General features: G+C 69.2%; 14 protein-coding genes and 1 pseudogene. 9 read left to right on the top strand and 6 right to left on the bottom strand.

The window, feature by feature from the left end; translation table 11 throughout:
* Nucleotides 1-744: 744 nt before the first annotated feature.
* Together ACJ6WD_RS15590 and ACJ6WD_RS15585 are read right to left on the bottom strand one after the other, a co-directional pair.
* On the bottom strand, nt 745-972 hold the full coding sequence (locus ACJ6WD_RS15590) for a hypothetical protein (protein WP_407615990.1): 228 nt from the start codon (nt 970-972) through the stop codon (nt 745-747).
* Between the two features lie 107 nt (nt 973-1,079).
* Nucleotides 1,080-1,412 (bottom strand): annotated as a pseudogene (locus ACJ6WD_RS15585) (ATP-binding protein); the annotation flags it as partial.
* Between the two features lie 588 nt (nt 1,413-2,000).
* Between ACJ6WD_RS15585 and ACJ6WD_RS15580 the strand changes: the two are divergent.
* Both ACJ6WD_RS15580 and ACJ6WD_RS15575 read left to right on the top strand, forming a co-directional pair.
* On the top strand, nt 2,001-2,792 hold the full coding sequence (locus ACJ6WD_RS15580) for a hypothetical protein (RefSeq protein ID WP_233655820.1): 792 nt from the start codon (nt 2,001-2,003) through the stop codon (nt 2,790-2,792).
* Between the two features lie 56 nt (nt 2,793-2,848).
* Nucleotides 2,849-3,067: a hypothetical protein gene (locus ACJ6WD_RS15575; protein WP_331246228.1), complete on the top strand. Its 219-nt coding sequence runs from the start codon at nt 2,849-2,851 to the stop codon at nt 3,065-3,067.
* A gap of 146 nt (nt 3,068-3,213) precedes the next feature.
* On the opposite strand, the gene ACJ6WD_RS15570 is transcribed toward ACJ6WD_RS15575, so the two are convergent.
* The gene (locus ACJ6WD_RS15570; protein ID WP_331246227.1) at nt 3,214-3,489 is read right to left on the bottom strand and encodes a hypothetical protein; all 276 of its coding nucleotides are present in this window, start codon (nt 3,487-3,489) and stop codon (nt 3,214-3,216) included.
* Nucleotides 3,490-4,425: 936 nt separating this feature from the next.
* Here ACJ6WD_RS15570 and ACJ6WD_RS15565 point away from each other — a divergent pair.
* The 4 genes from ACJ6WD_RS15565 (at nt 4,426) to ACJ6WD_RS15550 (ending at nt 9,136) form a co-directional block, all read left to right on the top strand.
* Entirely contained in the window at nt 4,426-5,319 is an 894-nt protein-coding gene (locus tag ACJ6WD_RS15565; protein ID WP_233655823.1) for a S8 family serine peptidase, read from the top strand.
* A gap of 276 nt (nt 5,320-5,595) precedes the next feature.
* Nucleotides 5,596-6,552, top strand: a complete 957-nt coding sequence (locus ACJ6WD_RS15560; RefSeq protein WP_407615989.1) for a hypothetical protein — start codon at nt 5,596-5,598, stop codon at nt 6,550-6,552.
* Nucleotides 6,553-8,052: 1,500 nt separating this feature from the next.
* Complete coding sequence (locus tag ACJ6WD_RS15555) at nt 8,053-8,289, top strand: hypothetical protein (protein ID WP_407615988.1); 237 nt, start codon at nt 8,053-8,055, stop codon at nt 8,287-8,289.
* Between the two features lie 412 nt (nt 8,290-8,701).
* A complete protein-coding gene (locus ACJ6WD_RS15550) occupies nt 8,702-9,136 on the top strand; it encodes an NmrA family NAD(P)-binding protein (protein WP_407615987.1) in 435 nt (144 codons plus the stop codon).
* A 362-nt stretch (nt 9,137-9,498) separates the two neighbouring features.
* On the opposite strand, the gene ACJ6WD_RS15545 is transcribed toward ACJ6WD_RS15550, so the two are convergent.
* Nucleotides 9,499-10,077: a Dps family protein gene (locus tag ACJ6WD_RS15545; protein ID WP_407615986.1), complete on the bottom strand. Its 579-nt coding sequence runs from the start codon at nt 10,075-10,077 to the stop codon at nt 9,499-9,501.
* 238 nt (nt 10,078-10,315) lie between these two features.
* On the opposite strand from ACJ6WD_RS15545, the gene ACJ6WD_RS15540 reads away from it, so the two are divergent.
* Nucleotides 10,316-11,683: a dihydrolipoyl dehydrogenase family protein gene (locus ACJ6WD_RS15540; RefSeq protein ID WP_376446928.1), complete on the top strand. Its 1,368-nt coding sequence runs from the start codon at nt 10,316-10,318 to the stop codon at nt 11,681-11,683.
* Nucleotides 11,684-11,733: 50 nt separating this feature from the next.
* Nucleotides 11,734-12,861 (top strand): low temperature requirement protein A, encoded by a 1,128-nt coding sequence (locus tag ACJ6WD_RS15535; protein ID WP_407615985.1) that lies wholly within the window; start codon nt 11,734-11,736, stop codon nt 12,859-12,861.
* A 114-nt stretch (nt 12,862-12,975) separates the two neighbouring features.
* On the opposite strand, the gene ACJ6WD_RS15530 is transcribed toward ACJ6WD_RS15535, so the two are convergent.
* Nucleotides 12,976-13,965, bottom strand: coding sequence for an alpha/beta hydrolase (locus tag ACJ6WD_RS15530; protein ID WP_407615984.1), 990 nt, complete (start codon nt 13,963-13,965; stop codon nt 12,976-12,978).
* A 324-nt stretch (nt 13,966-14,289) separates the two neighbouring features.
* On the opposite strand from ACJ6WD_RS15530, the gene ACJ6WD_RS15525 reads away from it, so the two are divergent.
* A complete protein-coding gene (locus ACJ6WD_RS15525; protein WP_407615983.1) occupies nt 14,290-15,027 on the top strand; it encodes a YoaK family protein in 738 nt (245 codons plus the stop codon).
* A gap of 285 nt (nt 15,028-15,312) precedes the next feature.
* On the opposite strand, the gene ACJ6WD_RS15520 is transcribed toward ACJ6WD_RS15525, so the two are convergent.
* The gene (locus tag ACJ6WD_RS15520; protein WP_407615982.1) at nt 15,313-16,128 is read right to left on the bottom strand and encodes an amidohydrolase family protein; all 816 of its coding nucleotides are present in this window, start codon (nt 16,126-16,128) and stop codon (nt 15,313-15,315) included.
* Nucleotides 16,129-16,179 lie beyond the last annotated feature (51 nt).

Raw genomic sequence — 16,179 nt, 5'->3', positions numbered from 1 at the left:
ACCACAACAGACGTCCGCAACGCCTACATCACCCACCTCACCGCCCGAGCCAAAGCCTCCACCCACTGGCTCCCAACCGAATTCCCCCCACCCACCAAACGGACAGACCGCCGACGAGGGCGACCGGAGGGGTGCAAGGTTTCGCGCCCACCAGACGGGACACCTCGACATCGATCGTTCGCCCGTCGGTGCGTCGGTGGGCGAGCGACACCGGGAGCCGCACCCACCGCGATGGCGAGCACCGTGAGTCGGGTCCGGCGCATGGTTGCCCTCCTCGCCGCGAGAGAGCAGTGGATGTGGCACGCTCTGCCGAGCGTCAGGCGCCCGCGAGGGAGGCCGACCGGACGGCCGTTACCTGCTCGTGCCGCCGAGGAGGCACTCACCCCGAAATCGGCCCTGGGGAGAATCTGGGGAGAATCGACGGGCGCACAGATCACCCCTGTCGCCCGAGTAGCCCGTCAATGGCGGTTCGCCCCTTGCTTCCGGCCTCCCGCATGAAGTGGGCATAGTAACCGAGCGTGATGGCCGGCGATGAGTGCCCGAGCCATCGCGCGACAGTAACCACGGACTCCCCCGCCCCAGCAACAGGGAGGCGTAGGTGTGCCGTAGCACGTGAAACCCATCCTTCGGCGCCGCCTGCCACTGCCACGGCTTCGCACCCTTGGAGCGCGGCGGGATGATGCCAGCCTTGGCCAGCGCCGGCACGCCGGCGGGCCCGTACCCGCTGCTGAGCGCGGGCCGGCCTCACGCAGCCAGGACGTCGCCGGTCAGCTCGCGGTGGCCCCAGCGCGGCCCCGTCTCGGGGTCGTGCGCCCACAGGTACTGGGCCTCGGGCGTACGCGTCATGCCGAAGTCGTAGACCTCCGGAGCGCCCGCCCGCTGCCACTCGCCCCAACCCGACGTCAGATCTTCGGCCAGGCTCCGCGGGCCGCCCTGCTGGGCAACCGCTTGGCCTTGGGTGGCTTCGTCCACTTTCAGTAGCAGCGTTTGTCCGGCACTTTGGGCAGCAGTTGGAGCTCGACGGGCTCGGGAATGTTCACGAGAAATAGCGTCAGCGCGTGGGACGGAACCCGCAGGAGTCAGCTGGCCGCAGCGGGCTCTTCTGCCCGGGCCCGGGTGCTGGCGAGGCGATAGGAGTCGGTGCCGGTTTCGATGATCGTGCCGTTGAAGGTCAGACGGTCGACGATGGCCGCGCAGAGGCGAGGATCCGTGAACGTCTTGGTCCATCCGCCGAAGGACTCGTTGGAGGCGATCGCGACGCTGTTCTTCACTTCCCGCTCGGTCAGGACCTGGAAGAGGAGTTCGGCGCCGTGGCGGTCGAGTTCCATGTAGCCGAGTTCGTCGATGCAGAGGAGATCGACGCGGCCGTAGCGGGCGATGGTCTTGTTGAGCTGCTTCTCGTCGGCGGCCTGCTCGGTCAGGCCTCGCTGGCGGGGCAGGGTCACTGGGCTTCTCCCTCATGGTGATCGCTGCCGCCGGTGCGGCGGCGTCGGAGCAGTTGGTCGTAGGGGGCACCGACGGCAACGGCCTGGTGTCCGGCGGGAGGTGGGCGAGTCGCCACTCGTGCAGCGACGTGACGGTCGCCGGCGTCTCGCCGGGCAGCCCCGGAACGAATGCGCTGACGGTTGGTTCGTCCTCCGCCTGGGCGGCCTTGCGGGCCTCCAGCGCAACGGCGTCGGCGGTCAGGGCGCCGGCCAATGGTGTCCCGTTTGACGCGCGGTTGCTGGCGGAGGGCCGGGCCGACAGTAGCGGTCCCAGCCAGAGCAGTTCGCCGGCCCGGGACCAAAGTCCCGGCTATCACGCAAATCCCTTGGGCCTCATCGATAGCCGGCCCAGCCATCCGGCCCACAGGCTCGGGGTCCAGAGCCCCGATTCTCGGGGCAATCACCTGTTCAACCTTTCGGCACCCTGCCGCATATGCCAGTCTCAAGATCACCTACCCCTGGCATATGCCAACGCCTAGCGCCAGGGGCTTGCGAATCTGCCTACGAAGGGCCTTCATGAACCACCGCCAGCGCATAGCCAGCACCCTCGTCGCCACCCTCAGCGCGGCCGCACTCACCCTCGGGGCCGCCCCCGCCGCCTTCGCCAGCGACACCCCCTCCCCGGCCGAGCGGACCGCAGCCGTGATCGAGAAAGCCACCGGCACCACCGACATCGCCCCGGCCCCGGCCCCGGGCACCACGATCCCCCACCGTTCCACCGGAGACGCGAAGGCCACCACCGCGACGGGTGACGCCATCTCCATCGCCCTTCCCGGCACCAAGAGCGTCACCGGTGCCAAGGCCGGCAAGAACACCACCGTCTACCCTGGCGCAGCCCAGGCCACCGACCTCGCCGTCCAGCCCACTACCGACGGTGGCATCCGCGCCCTGGCCGTCCTCAAGGACGCCACCGCCCCGCGCGAACAGCGCTACGACATCGGCCTGCCCGCCGGCGCCCGCCTGGTCAAACTGGACAACGGCGCGGTCGCCGCCATCGACAAGAACGGCACTTTCCTCGGCGGTTTCGCCACCCCCTGGGCCAAGGACGCCCACGGCAACCCCGTACCCACCAGCTACCGCGTCGACGGCAACACCCTCGTCCAAGCGGTACAGATCGCGGGCTCCACGGCATTCCCCGTCGTCGCCGACCCCAAGTGGCTGGACGATGCGGCCAAGGGAACCGCCGCCGGCATGGTCGGTGGATGTGCGGCTGGGGCCCTCGCCGGAGGAGTCGGGTGCCTGCCCGGAGCTGTCGCATCAGGTGTGGCCGGTGGCGTCACCGGGGCGATCAGCGGGCTTCTCAGCTGACAGCCGGCGCCGTCATCCTTCGATCCCGGACGACATGACCTGTGAGGAGCACCGAAATGACAGACGACTCGGTAAGCCGATACCCCGGCCTTGAGCGGACCGTCTCACTCGCCGTGTTGGGCGGACTGGGGGTGGTCCTCGGCCTCAGCCTGCATGACCAGCCCTTCGTGGCCAGCGTCCTGTGGGGGCTGGCCGGAGGGATCGTCGCAGCAGCGGTAATCATGGGCACCACCCGGGTCGCCCGATACGTGACCAAACGGCGATCCACCCGCTGACACAATCAAGACCGGGCCACACCCCACACCAGACAAAGCAGATGCCGGGAGTGGACCGGCAGCGGTGCACTGGTGCGGGATGCAGCGGCGTCCCGATTCCGGTGCCCGACCCCCGAGAGCCCGGGCGCCGGCATCCACGCCAGGGGTCAGTAGTCCTGGTCGCCGAGGGCGTCGGCGATGTCGCGGTGGTGGGTCATCCGCCGGTAGGTGGCCGCGAAGGTGCTGAGCGCCGGTGGAAGGTGTCCGCGATGGCGCTGGCGTGCCGTCTCAACGGCATGGGGCAGCTCACCGGTTGGCGATTCGACGATGTCGTCAAGCACCTCGGCCAGGACGGCTACAGCGCCGGGACGTTCGATGAGGGACTGCCGCGGGAGACCAGCCAGATGTTCGCCAAGGTCTTCGCCGCCATGCGGACTGCGCACAGGTCGATCAGGGGCGCCGCCAGCGACATGGGGCTGACGCTTCCCGAGTTGAGCAGCTACAGCTTCGGCCTCGCACCAGTGGCTCATGCCGGGGGTGGGCAGTGCACAGTCCCTGCGACGCCCGCCCTGCGCCTCATCTCGACTTCCCGCTGCCGCCGTGGCAGCACCGGATCGGGGCGCACGCTAAGCCGTTCCAGCACGTGCGGCGGCGCGTCCGCGATCCACTCGCCGACCGCCAGCAACGAGGTCGCCCCGGCCGGCGCCGCGCACGCCGTTACGACGAGGACGACGGCCAGCGCGTGCCACACACCGCGGGGTCCGGCACCCGGGCCAGCCGCTCCAGCAGGTCGGGCACCTCCCCAGGATCCACGTCGCGCTGCGCGCGGAGTTGGTCAAGGGCAGGCGGGATCGGAGATGCCGCGTCGGCAGGCACGGCCGTCCAGGCAGGTTTCGGGGCGTAGAGAACTCCTTGACCTTGGAAGCCCGTGCTGTCCTGCCTCCACCCCCACCACCCAACGAACCGTCATGAACCAGACACCGGCCGACTACGCCGAAGCCTTGCGGGCCTGGGGGGCGCTTGTCGACCAGGGCTGGTCATCGCGCCCGCGTCCCGGCCGGCACGCCACTCGATGATGTGTGAGTGGTAGAGCCGCTCACGGCTCAGGATCGCGCCCTTCTCCCCGTTCGGCGCGGCGCCGTACTCGGCCACGATCCGCAGCTTGTACTCCGGCGGGCACGTTCGCCGCCTGGGCTTCGGCGTGGGCTCTCCGGACGGAGATATCTGCGCGTCGGTGCTGGTCATGCGGGTGCGCGTCTCCCGTCCGGCCCCACAAGGCGAACCCGTCACACCGGGCACCTCCGGGCACACTGGCAGGGAGGGAACTCTTGTAACAGTGCATCCAGTTTTGGGTGATTTACGTCGGGTAGAGTAAAAACATGACCTGTGTCGACAGGCATCTTGCACTGGTCAACCTCGCTCGTCTGATGGAGCTGGGTGAGGGAGCCCCGCATGTCAGGGTTGGTTTGATCGACGGTATGCCAGCACTTGATCATCCCGACCTGGCGCGAGATCGAGTCCGCGTTCTGTCTGCCTCGCAGGTTCCCCTCGATGTCAACCAGGAGTCGTGCGCGCACGCGACGTTCGTTGCTGGTGTCCTGGCAGCCAGGCGGGGATCCGTCGCGCCGGCGATCTGCCCGGGTTGCGTCCTCCTCGTGCGGCCTGCGTTCGCACCGTCCAAGCGCGGCAACGGACAGACACCGACGGCGGATCCGCAGGAACTGGCGGATGCCATTATCGAGACCGTCGAGGCTCGTGTGCGGGTCATCAATTTAAGCCTGGCGCTGGCTCAACCATCGAACACTCGCAATCCTGGCCTTGAAGAGGCCCTCGACCACGCGGCGCATCGGGGTGTGATCATCGTTGTCTCCGCAGGAAATCAGGGCGCGCTGGGAACTTCGCCACTGACTCGCCATCCGTGGGTGATACCCGTGGTCGCCTGCGACCTTGGGGGTAGACCGATGGCGCTGTCGAACCTCGGCAACTCCATCGGAAGGCGCGGACTGGCAGCACCGGGTGCGCGCGTCACCAGCCTTGGGGCAGAAGGCCCCCCTCTCACGTTTCAGGGAACGAGCGCGGCCGCCCCTTTCGTCACGGGCGCGGTCGCGCTGTTGTGGTCACAATTCCCCGCTGCGCCCGCAGTGGAGGTGCGGTCTGTGCTGACGAACACTGCGGCGCATCGGCGGAAGACAGTCGTCCCACCCCTGCTCGACGCGTGGGCGGCCTATCAGGGCCTGCGGATGCTCCGAGAAGGAGATGGGAGCCATGACTGAGGATCGGCAGCAGAGTTCCGATCATGAGCAGGCCGCAAGCCAGCGCCCTCGGGTACGTCTTCCTGGCTTCGTCAACGAGGACGACATTGGACTCGGCAGTGCCTTAAAACGCGCGTCCTATTCCCTTGGCATTAAGCCCTGCGCCGGGTGCGAACGACGCGCTAGGACACTGAACCGGTGGGTCGGATTTTCCGGCCGTCACCGTCACTAGCCCAACGTGCATTCTCACCGAGCCCGCCGGAATTCGTGCCGTACACAACAGGAACGAGGTACGCCATGGAGAGCAATGACGCAGGAACCGTGCAACCCCGGGACGAGGGGACGCCTGAGGGCGTAGCCGAAGCATTGCCTAGTCCCGGAAGGCAACAGGATACGAACTCACCACGATTCCCGGGGAGTACAGCCCGGCAGTGTGACTGCGCGGGTCGCGGAGCTACGGAATCCCCAGGTGCCAATTCGATCGCAAACCCCTACGTCTACGCCCTAGGCCGGATAGAACCCAGATTCCCCAGTCTGGGCGCGGAGAAGGAGTTCGCCCAGGCGATCGGGCGGGCAGAAACCGCGAACCTGACCGACCGGCAGGCTGTCCATGCCGTTCTGTCAAGCCCGGAAAACCGCTACCTGGTCAAGCAGCTCTGTTATGTTCTCACCGTGCAGGATACGGAGACCTACATCCTGCAACCGCGCGACCCCTTCGATTTCAATCTGCTGGTCGAGGCCATTCGACCGCTACCCCGCCCCACTGACCTGGATGTCGTCATAGGCCTACGCGGCCCACTGGCGCCGCCCGATCTGTGTAATGGCCTGGTCGTCCCTGTGGCCATTTTCGACCAGATATATTCGTTCGACGCCGACTCACTCGTCAGGGCGATCCCGAGACCTGAGGGAACGTCTGAGGAGATATTCACGGCGGCGGCGGAAGAACTCCTGACAAGGATCAAGCAGGTGGCCGACAATGCTGGCACCCTGGATGAGCACCGCGTCTTGAACTACCTCGCCGTGCGCTATCCCGCGATCTACACGAAGAGCGTCGAAGCTTTCTCCCAGGGGGCTTCGTTGTCCGCGGTCGAGGTCCGCCCGTCACGCCTCAGCGGCGTCCGCAAGATCCTCGATGTCGTCTTCTCCTACTCCGACCGGCAGACGGACTTCACGGAGAAGTTCTTCGTCCGTGTGGATGCCGCAGAGATGTTCCCGTTCATCGTGACGAAACTGTCGCCATACTACGACCGATGAGGTCGGGGAGGGCGGCGGAAGATGCTGATCCCCCACTTCAGCGCCGGGTTCTCTCTTTATAAGACGGCTCGCCAGTACCGCATGGTATGCGAGTCCCGCTCAGCGCCGCCATCTGTGGCACTGGCAACCGCAATACCTGGAACACCGGGCTGCATGAATAAATGCATAGACGACTGCGTGCAGAAGGGTGTAAGCGAGGGGGTCGACGATCCTGAAACCCTAAGAGAGGAGTGCAGCGGCGCGTGCCAGGGTATTTGCAGTGACATCAGCGTCAGCTGCCCCAGTGGAGAAAGATTCTGTCCTCTGCAAGGGACAGGCGGGGGATGCTGTCCCGCGGACCACGAGTGCTGCTGGGTCGCCGTCGGTTTCAATGAGGAGCTGCGTTGTTGCCCTCCCGGCCAGGCATGCTGCATCGGAGGTTGTTACACGCCGGGTTTGGAGCAATGCACCACCGCAGGCCCATGCCCTGTCGGCAACCCCGTCTGCAACCAGCAGTGCTGTGCAATGGGAGACGGTTGTACCGCGGATGGGTGCTGCCCGCCAGATCGCGTCTGTGGCAACCACTGTTGCCAGCCAGGACAGAATTGCACGACAGAAGGCTGCTGCCCGCCCGAACGCGTTACAGAAGGCAACCACTGTTGCCCCGAGGGTTCCAGCATCTGCGACAACCACTGCTGTAAGCAGGGAGAGAGCTGCATCGACGGGCAATGCTGCCCGCCAGGTGTCTGCTGCCAGAGCACTACCTGCCCATCCGGAAAATCCTGTTGCGGCGGGAAAGTGTGTTGCGCTGCCGGATCGGAATGCCGAACCGTGAGCGGTACCAGTGAAGTTGGATGTTTCAAAGGGCACTGAAATGAGTATGCCAAGATTCACCGCCGCTGAGGCGGTCTATAAGTCAGGCCGCTCCTATGCACAGCGGCCCGTTGAAGCGCCGGTCAACGACTATGGCCAGACGGTCATTCCACAGCAGTTTGCGCAATGCATATCTCGTACCATGTGCACTGGGCTGGTCATGTGGTGCCGCGATTACTGCTGCAGGTTCGACCATACCCTCTTCAGGAGCCTCTGGTACGTGTGCGGCGCCTGCGTAGGAGTGTGGCAGGACGACGAACCAGACCCGTGCGTCCCGCAGCTCTAGGCGTTTGGTCTCCCAGCGGCGCACGGTGCCCGCCAGGGCGGCTACGAGAGAGGTTGATCCACGGATCCGTGCCGTGTCGCTTCGACCAGATGACGGATGTGCCGTCCCGCGCACCGTTCTCGCGTGCTCCTTGGTGTGCGTCGCCCAGCTGCCCCAGATCCGCGCCGCGCACCAGGACAGAGAAGTCCCGGCTGGGGTCGTAGAACTCGACTGCGCAAGAGCCTTCGGGCTCCGTGCGGCGCCGGCGGGAATGGGCGGTGAACATCGACTCCACGTCCTGCCGGGCGCACCAGCACGCAGCCAGTGCCCGCCGCCGGCCGCCGGCCGCCGCGGGACTTTCCGCAAAAGGGGACGGTTCGCGTGTGGAAGCCGATGGGCGTGAGGCGCTGGGACGCTCACGGGGCGGACTGACCAGCAAAGTCCATCTCCTGGCCGACGACCGGGCCCGCCCGCTGACCTGGCAGACCTCCCCAGGCCAGCGGTGCGACAGCCCCATGTTCATCCCCGTGCTGGAGGGCCTGCGGATCCAGCGGCGCGGACCGGGCCGGCCCCGCAGCCGCCCCGATCGCGTCCGCGGTGGCAAGGCATACTCCAGCTAAAACATGGAGTTGGGTACGGTCCGGTCGGAGCCATGCGGATTCGGCGGTGGAGGACATCCATGGGGAAGGCGCGTGCGGGGCTTTCGGCGTTTCAGGCAAGGGCGGGTGAGGCTGCTCGGACCTTGTTGCACCACCAGGGGTACGACGGCGGGTGGGGACTGACCCTGACGTCGGTGTCGTCGATCGTGAACGCCAGCGAGGTGCTTCCGATCCTGCGGCTGCCGGCATCGCCGGGCAGCCGGTGCGTCAGGCGCTCAACTTCTTGACCGAGGCTATTCCGGAACACCGCAAGCCCTAACACAAGGGTGGGCGACTGGAACAAGAAGAAGGAGTGACCCACCGCCCGGGGGCGCGCCAACGCGAGGGCGAGCCCCCGGCGCCGCACAGGCCCACCTCGCTGGAAGGCATCTCGATGGGAACCCGCACGATCCGCCGCACGAGCAACAACGCCCTGGGCGGCGCGGAGCGCATCCGCGGCGGCGTTCTCGATCTGCCGCTGCCGTCCGACCGGCCGCTGCAGCAGTTGGCGCGCCCCGACCTCGGCGCCTTCGCGGCGGAAGTGCTGCTCGATCCCGCCCCCTACGTAGGGCAGCGGATCGAGCTGGCCGGCGACGCGCCCACTCCCGCGCAGATGGCGGCCACGCTCGGCGCGGCGCTGGGCCGGGAGGTCCGCCATGAACAGATGCCGCTGACGTCGATCGGCAACCCGGACATGCATGCGATGTGGACGTTCATGAACGGAACCGGCTATCGCGTCGACATTCCCGCACTGCACGCCGCCCATCCGAAGATCCCCTGGACCAGCTTCGCCTACTGGGCGCACGGCGCGTTCGCGGCGGCCGGCTGACGAAAGCCGCGGTCCGCGGGCGCCATGGCGGCGGCCGCGGTTCCGGACCCGGGGGCGGCCGGAGGCGGTCTCCGACGACGGCCTGCCCGGGGCCCACCCGGCGAGCGCCCACCGCGCCGGGCTCCGCGGCGGGCCGCGTCGCTTCGCCCAACTCCCCGACCGTACGGTGAACCGGCGCCGTGACCGGCTTGCCCGCGAGGGCACCCGGGTCGATCAGATCGAAGAAATCGAAGAAGAAGAAGAAGGAGGAGGAGAAGAAGAAGGAGGTCGCCTGCGACGGCGACGGCCGGCGCAGGCAACTCGACGACCTTCACTTCCACCGTGTGGCCTTGAACCGCGACGGCCCCGAGCGCGGTCCTTCCTCAGGCGCGGGCCAGCGGCGTGTCGAGCAGATGCTCGGCCAGGAACCACGCCTGCCGTTCGCCGGTCCGGATCACCTGGGAGACCAGCAGGTCGATGGTGCCGTCGTCACCGTACTCGGCGGTCCGGGCGGCGGCGTCGTGGGCGTCGATGAGGATGGTCTCGTGGGCCTCCAGCAGCCGGGACAGCATGGCCGGCACCTCTTCCACCCCGTCCGGGGGCCGCGGGACCGACGTGATCTCGGCGGCGTGCCGGGGGTCTCCCACCGCGACGCCGCCCAGGGACTGGACGCGTTCGGCGAGGGTGTCGACGATGTCGAGCTGTTCGCCCGCGTGCTTGTCCAGGACCAGGTGCAGCTGGTAGAAGGTCGCCCCGCGCATCAGCCAGTGGTGCTTCTTGTAGAGGCCGTGGAGCATCTGGGTGTCCGCGAGGGCCTTGTTCAGGCGCTGGCAGGAGTACATCCGCGCGTCGTAGGACAGCGCGACCGGGAGCTGCTTGACGGTCCCGAACTCCCGGATCACCGCGCCCTTCTGGTGCAGCCAGGGCTGACTGCCGTGTGTGGCCGGGGAGTTGATGGTCATGGTGCATCTCCTGTGGTGCCGTGCTGTGGGTATTCCGGTGACGCCAGGTGCCCGGTCGGTGGGTGTCTTGACCGGCAGTGCACGCGGTGGCCCCCGCCAGCGCACTGCGCCCGGCCCCCGTCCTCGGCGTTCGCTCTCGGGCAAGCCTCTGTGCGCGGGCGGACTCGGGGCGCCGCCGGGCCGCTCTAGCGTCGGCGGGGCAGTCCATGCCCGGAGAACGGGCGGAACGAGGAGAGGCATGAGCGCGAACGAGCAGGCGGATGTGGTGGTGCTCGGGCTGGGGCCGGGCGGCGAGTACGTCGCCGGCACGCTGGCCGAAGCGGGGCTGGACGTGGTGGGGGTCGAGGCGGAACTCGTCGGCGGCGAGTGTCCGTACTGGGCATGCGTGCCCAGCAAGATGATGATCCGGGCCGGGAACCTGCTCGCCGAGGCGGGCCGGGTCTCCGCCCTCGCCGGTGCGGCGGTGGTGACGCCGGACTGGGCCAGGGTCGCCGGACGGATCCGCGACGAGGCCACCGCCGACTGGAACGACCAGGTGGCCGCGGACCGCTTCACGGCGAAGGGCGGGCGGCTCGTCCGGGGGACGGGGCGCCTCGCCGGGCCGCGCCGGGTGACGGTCGACGACCGTACGTTCGAGGCCCGGCGCGGTGTCGTGCTGGCCACCGGTACCCGGCCCCGGATCCCACCGGTGCCGGGTCTGGAAGGAACGCCGTACTGGACCAACCGGGACGCCATGGCCGCGAAGGAACTGCCGGCGTCCATGGTGGTGCTCGGCGGAGGCGCCATCGGCGTCGAACTCGCCCAGGTCTTCGCCCGCTTCCGGTGCGCGGTCACGGTGATCGAGGGGCAGGACCGGCTGCTTGCGCAGGAGGAGCCCGAAGCCGGGGAGCTCGCCGCGGACGCGCTGCGCGCCGACGGCGTCACCGTCCTCACCGGCACGCGGGTGCGGCAGGTCGACCGTGTCGGCAACGCATTCACCGTGCGCCTTGAGGGCAGTGGGCAACTGCTGAGTGCCGAACGGCTGCTGGTCGCCACCGGACGCCAGGCCGACCTGGCCCCGCTGGCGGTCGACACCGTGGGGCTCGATCCGGCAGCGGGAGCCGTTGCCACGGACGGGCAGATGCGGGCCGGGGAGGGGCTGTGGGCGGTCGGCGACATCGCCGGCCGGGGCTCGTTCACCCATGTGTCGATGTACCAGGCGGAGATCGCGGTCCGGGACATCCTCGGGCAGGCCGGTCCCGACGCCGACTACCGGGCGCTGCCCCGGGTCACCTTCACCGATCCGGAGATCGGGGCCGTGGGACTGACGGAGCGTCAGGCGCGCGAGCAGGGCCTGCGCGTGCGCACCAGCGTGGTGGCCCTCGCTTCCTCCACGCGCGGCTGGATCCACGGGCCGGGCAACGAGGGGTTCATCAAGCTCGTCGAAGATGCCGACCGGGGCGTGCTGGTCGGTGCGACCTCGGCGGGGCCGGCGGGCGGCGAGGTGCTGTACGGGCTGAACGTGGCCGTGCACGCCGAGGTGCCCGTCGACCGCCTTCAGCACATGATCTACACCTATCCCACCTTCCACCGGACCATCGAGACGGCGCTGGGAGCCCTCCACTGAACCGCGCCCCGACCCTGCAGGCGGACCCTCGTGCCCGGCGGCGGCGCACCATGGTGGGCCGCAACCCCGGCGAGCCGCACCGGACCGCCACCTCGCTGGAGCTCTTCTTCGACCTGTGCTTCGTCGTCGCGGTGGCGCAGGCGTCCACGAGTCTGCGCGGCGCGCTGACGGAGGGGGACTACGCCGGCGGCGCGCTGCGCTTCGCGCTGGTCTTCTTCACCATCTGGTGGGCGTGGATGAACTTCACCTGGTTCGCCTCCGCCTACGACCCGGACGACGTCACGTACCGACTGACGGTGCTGGTGCAGATCACGGGCTCGCTCGTGCTCGCCGCCGGTGTGCGCCGCGCTTTCGAGCACGGGGATCTGCACATCATCACGCTCGGGTACGTCGTACTGCGGACCACGCTGGCCGCGCTGTGGGTGCGTGCGGCGCTGTCCGATCCCGCCCGGCGGAGGACCGCGTTGCGCTTCGCCGCCGGGGTGATGGTGTGTCAGTTCGGCTGGGTGGGACTGCTCCTCGTCCCCGAACCGGTGCGGCTGCCGGGCATCGTGGTGATGATCGTGGCCGAGGTGTCCGTGCCCGTGTGGGCGCAGTCCGCCGGGATGACGCCCTGGCATCCGCGCCACATCGCCGAGCGCTACGAACTGTTCACCCTGATAGTCCTCGGCGAGTGCGTCGCGGCCGCCACCGTCGCCGTCCGCGGCGCCTTCGACCGGCATCAGGGCACCGGTGCGCTGTACGCGCTGGCGGCGGGCGGCCTGCTGGTGGCCTTCGCCATGTGGTGGCTGTACTTCGCCAGGCCCGCGCACACGCTGCTCGCCACGACGCACCAGGCGCATCGCAGGAGGTTCCTCTGGGCCTACGGCCACTACCTGGTCTTCGCCTCGGCGACCGCGGAGGGCGCCGGCCTGGCCGCGTACGCCGATCACGTCACGCGCCACACCCAGACCTCGTCGGTGGCCGCCGGCGCCGCGGTCACCGTTCCGGCGGCCGTCTTCCTGATCACGGTCTGGGTCGTGCACCTGCGGCCGCACCAGAGGAGCCGGGCCGAGCGGATTCCGTTCCCCGTCGCCGCGGTCGGTGTCCTGGCGGCCGCCTGGTCCCCGGCACCGGTGCTGCTCGCCGGTGTGCTGCTGGCGGGCCTGGTCGCGGTGGTGGCGATGCCGCGTCGGTGACCGGGGCGCACGGCCGGGTCCGGCCCTGGGCCCGGGCGAACGCGCCGCGCGGACGGACACCGTGCGAGGTGTCCGTCCGCGCGGGCGCCGCGGAGGTGGGCGCCAAGCGGGGTGTCAGCCCGCGTGGAGCGCCGTGCGCAGGACGCCGGTGGCCAGCGTGATGGCGGCCTCGGCGGCGTGGGTCTCGCGCAGCGCGTTGAGCATCACGAAGTCGTGGATGATGCCCTGGAAGCGCACGGCGGTGACCGGGACGCCGGCCCTGCGCAGCTTGTTGGCGTACGCCTCGCCCTCGTCGCGGAGCACGTCGGCCTCGCCGGTGATGACCAGAGCCGGGGGCAGGCCGGTGAGCTGCTCGGTGGTGGCGCGCAGCGGGGAGGCGGTGATCTGGGCGCGCTCGGCCTCGTCGGTCGTGTACTGGTCCCAGAACCACTGCATGCCGTCGCGGCGCAGGAAGTAGCCGGTGGCGAACTGGTGGTAGGAGTCGGTGTCGAAGTTCGCGTCGGTCACCGGGTAGAACAGCACCTGCTGCACCAGCGGGATCCCCCCGCGCTCCTTGGCCATCAGGGTGAGGGCGGCGGTCATGTTGCCGCCGACGGAGTCGCCGGCGACGGCCAGCCGGGAGCCGTCGAGGCCCTTGGACGCGCCCTGCTCCACGACCCACCGCGCGACGGTGTAGTTCTGCTCGATGGCGACCGGGTAGCGGGCCTCGGGAGACAGGTCGTACTCGGGGAACACCACGGCAGCGCCCGCGCCGACGGCGAGTTCGCGCACCAGGCGGTCGTGGGTGTGGGCGTTGCCGAACACCCAGCCCGCGCCGTGGATGTAGAGGATCACCGGCAGGGTCCCCTCGGCGCCGGCGGGCCTGACGATGCGGGCGCGGACACTGCCCGTCGGGCCACCCTGGACGGTGATCCACTCCTCGTCGACCAGCGGCTTCTCGATCTCGCCGGACTGCACCTCGTCGACCGCCTTGCGGCCCTCGGCCGGGGGCAGGTCGAAGAGGTAGGGCGGGTTGGCCGTGGCCTCGGCGAACGCGGCCGCGGCCGGTTCCAGGACCGGCTGGGCCGGGACGACGGCGGCGGAGTCGGAGTCGGAGTCGGACATGGGGAACTCCCTAGTGGGTGTGGGGCGCCGGTCTCGCCGGCACGGTGAGGCGGCTCCGGGGCAGGCGCGGAGGTCTGCGGAGTCGTCGGTCCGCCATGCTAAGTCGCACCGGTTGCGGAAATTGCCCGAGAGTGCACCGGAGTTGCTCCCGGAGTGCGCGGAGAGGCAGTGCACTGTCGGAACGTATCCAGTGCACTGCCGGGATACCCGGGCGCTTTTGCGAGAAATAGCTTGGCGGCGCAGCAGTCGAGGGCGGCCCGGCGAGCGGACTGCTCACCCGCGTGGTGCTGCACCACGCGCCCGCCACAACGGAAAGGAACCGGTATGCGCAGGCTGCTGAGTGACGTGGCGGGCACGCTCGCGCCACCAGGAGAGGACCGCCACGGCCCATTGCCTCTCCTGATGCTGACGCTGACGGTGGTCACCGGTCTAATCGACGCGGTGAGCTTTCTGGGGCTCGGGCACGTCTTCGTGGCCAACATGACCGGCAATGTGGTGTTCCTGGGGTTCGCCCTGGTGGGTGCCGCGAACCTGTCCGTGCTCGCCTCCCTGGCCTCGCTGGCGGCATTCCTCGTCGGCGCGCTCGCCGGGGGCAGGCTCGGCACCCGGTTCGCGACCCACCGCGGAAAGCTGCTGAAGACGGCCACCGCCGTGCAGACGGTGTTGGTCGCCGTCACCGTGGCTGCCGCCGCGGTCACCGACGGCCGGGTCACCACGGGCGTCCAGTACACACTGATCGTGTTCCTCGGGCTCGCCATGGGCCTGCAGAACGCCGTCGCCCGGCGCCTCGGCGTCCCGGACCTCACCACGACCGTACTGACCCTGACCCTGACGGGGCTGGCCGCGGACTCCCCGACGGCCGGCGGTGCGGCACCGCGATCCGGCCGCCGGATCCTGTCCGTGCTGGTGATGTTCCTCGGCGCACTCGTCGGAGCCCAACTGGTGCTGCACGGCCACCTCGTGCTCACCCTGGGCCTGGCCCTGCTGCTCCTCGCCCTCACCTCCCTGATGACCCACCGTCTCTCGGCCGCCGACCCCGCCTGGACAAGGCCACCGTCCTGACGCAGGGTCCGCTCGCCCCACGGGGCGCACCGGATACGTCTGAGCCCCCTGATTCTGTTTCAGGGGGCTCAGACGTGTCCGGTCGGCTGCCGTCGGCCGGACGAGCGTGTCATCGCGATGCGTCCGCTGCCTTCGTCCCGAGGAACCTGCGACCGTTCTCTTCGAGCGTCGCCGCGTCGATCCCGTGCTCCAGCAGGTATCCGACCGGGTCGGGCTGCGCCATGTCGAAGGGGTAGTCGCTGCCGCAGACGATGCGGTCGGGCGAGGCGTGGGCCCGCAGCAGTCTCAGTACCTCCGGGTCGTGGGTGATCGTGTCGAAGTAGAGGCGTTCGAAGGACTCCGCGGGGGACGGGTGCTTTCCCGGTGCACATCGTCGCGGGAGCGCCAGCCGTGTCCCCAGCGTCCCAGCAGGGAGGAGGCACAGCCCCCGCCGTGGACGAAGCAGATCCGCAGGTCGGGGAGTTCTTCGAGGACGCCGCCCAACAGGACGGCGGCCACGGCGGTCGTGGTCTCCACCGGATTGCCGATGAGGTTGACCAGGTAGTGACGGTCCCATTCGGCGCGCGGCAGTTGCATCGGGTGGACCAGTACGGACAGCCCCAGTTCGGCGGCGACGCCGAGGACCTCCCGTGGCACACCCCGGTCGTAGGACCGGCCGTCGACCACGGGTGGGACGGCAACGCCCGCGATGCCTTCCGCGGCAGCGAGCCGTGTCAGCTCCCGCCGGGCGGCGGCCACGTCGTCCAGCCGGACCAGTCCGAGCCCGACGAGTGTTCCATCCGTACGGGACACGGCGTCGGCGAGCTGCTCGTTGTAGGCGGTGACGTAGTCGTCCGCCTCGGCGGGAGCGTGGACGGGGAAGGCGAAGGGCGGTGCGGAGACGACACGCGCGCCGAGCCCGGCCTTCAGCGTGTCGGCGACGATGGTGTCGACGTCGGTCATCGCCGCGGTCGGGAACGACAACGGGATGTCCCCCAGGAAGAGTTCGCCGTCGCGGTCGTTCATGCCGCCGAGCGGGTTTCCGGGTGGGAGGGCGAGCAGGTCGCGTGGCAGCCAGTGTGCGTGGACGTCGATGACGCCTGCGCGGATGTCACCGTTCATGGTGTTCTCCTCGATCGGCCCTGGGGAGCGGCGCTCCCGGACGGGGCCCGC

The organism is Streptomyces sp. VTCC 41912 (genome assembly GCF_045799175.1).
In the GTDB taxonomy this organism is placed as follows: Bacteria; Actinomycetota; Actinomycetes; order Streptomycetales; family Streptomycetaceae; genus Streptomyces; species Streptomyces albulus_C.
This window is presented reverse-complemented; position numbering and strand designations above follow the sequence as displayed.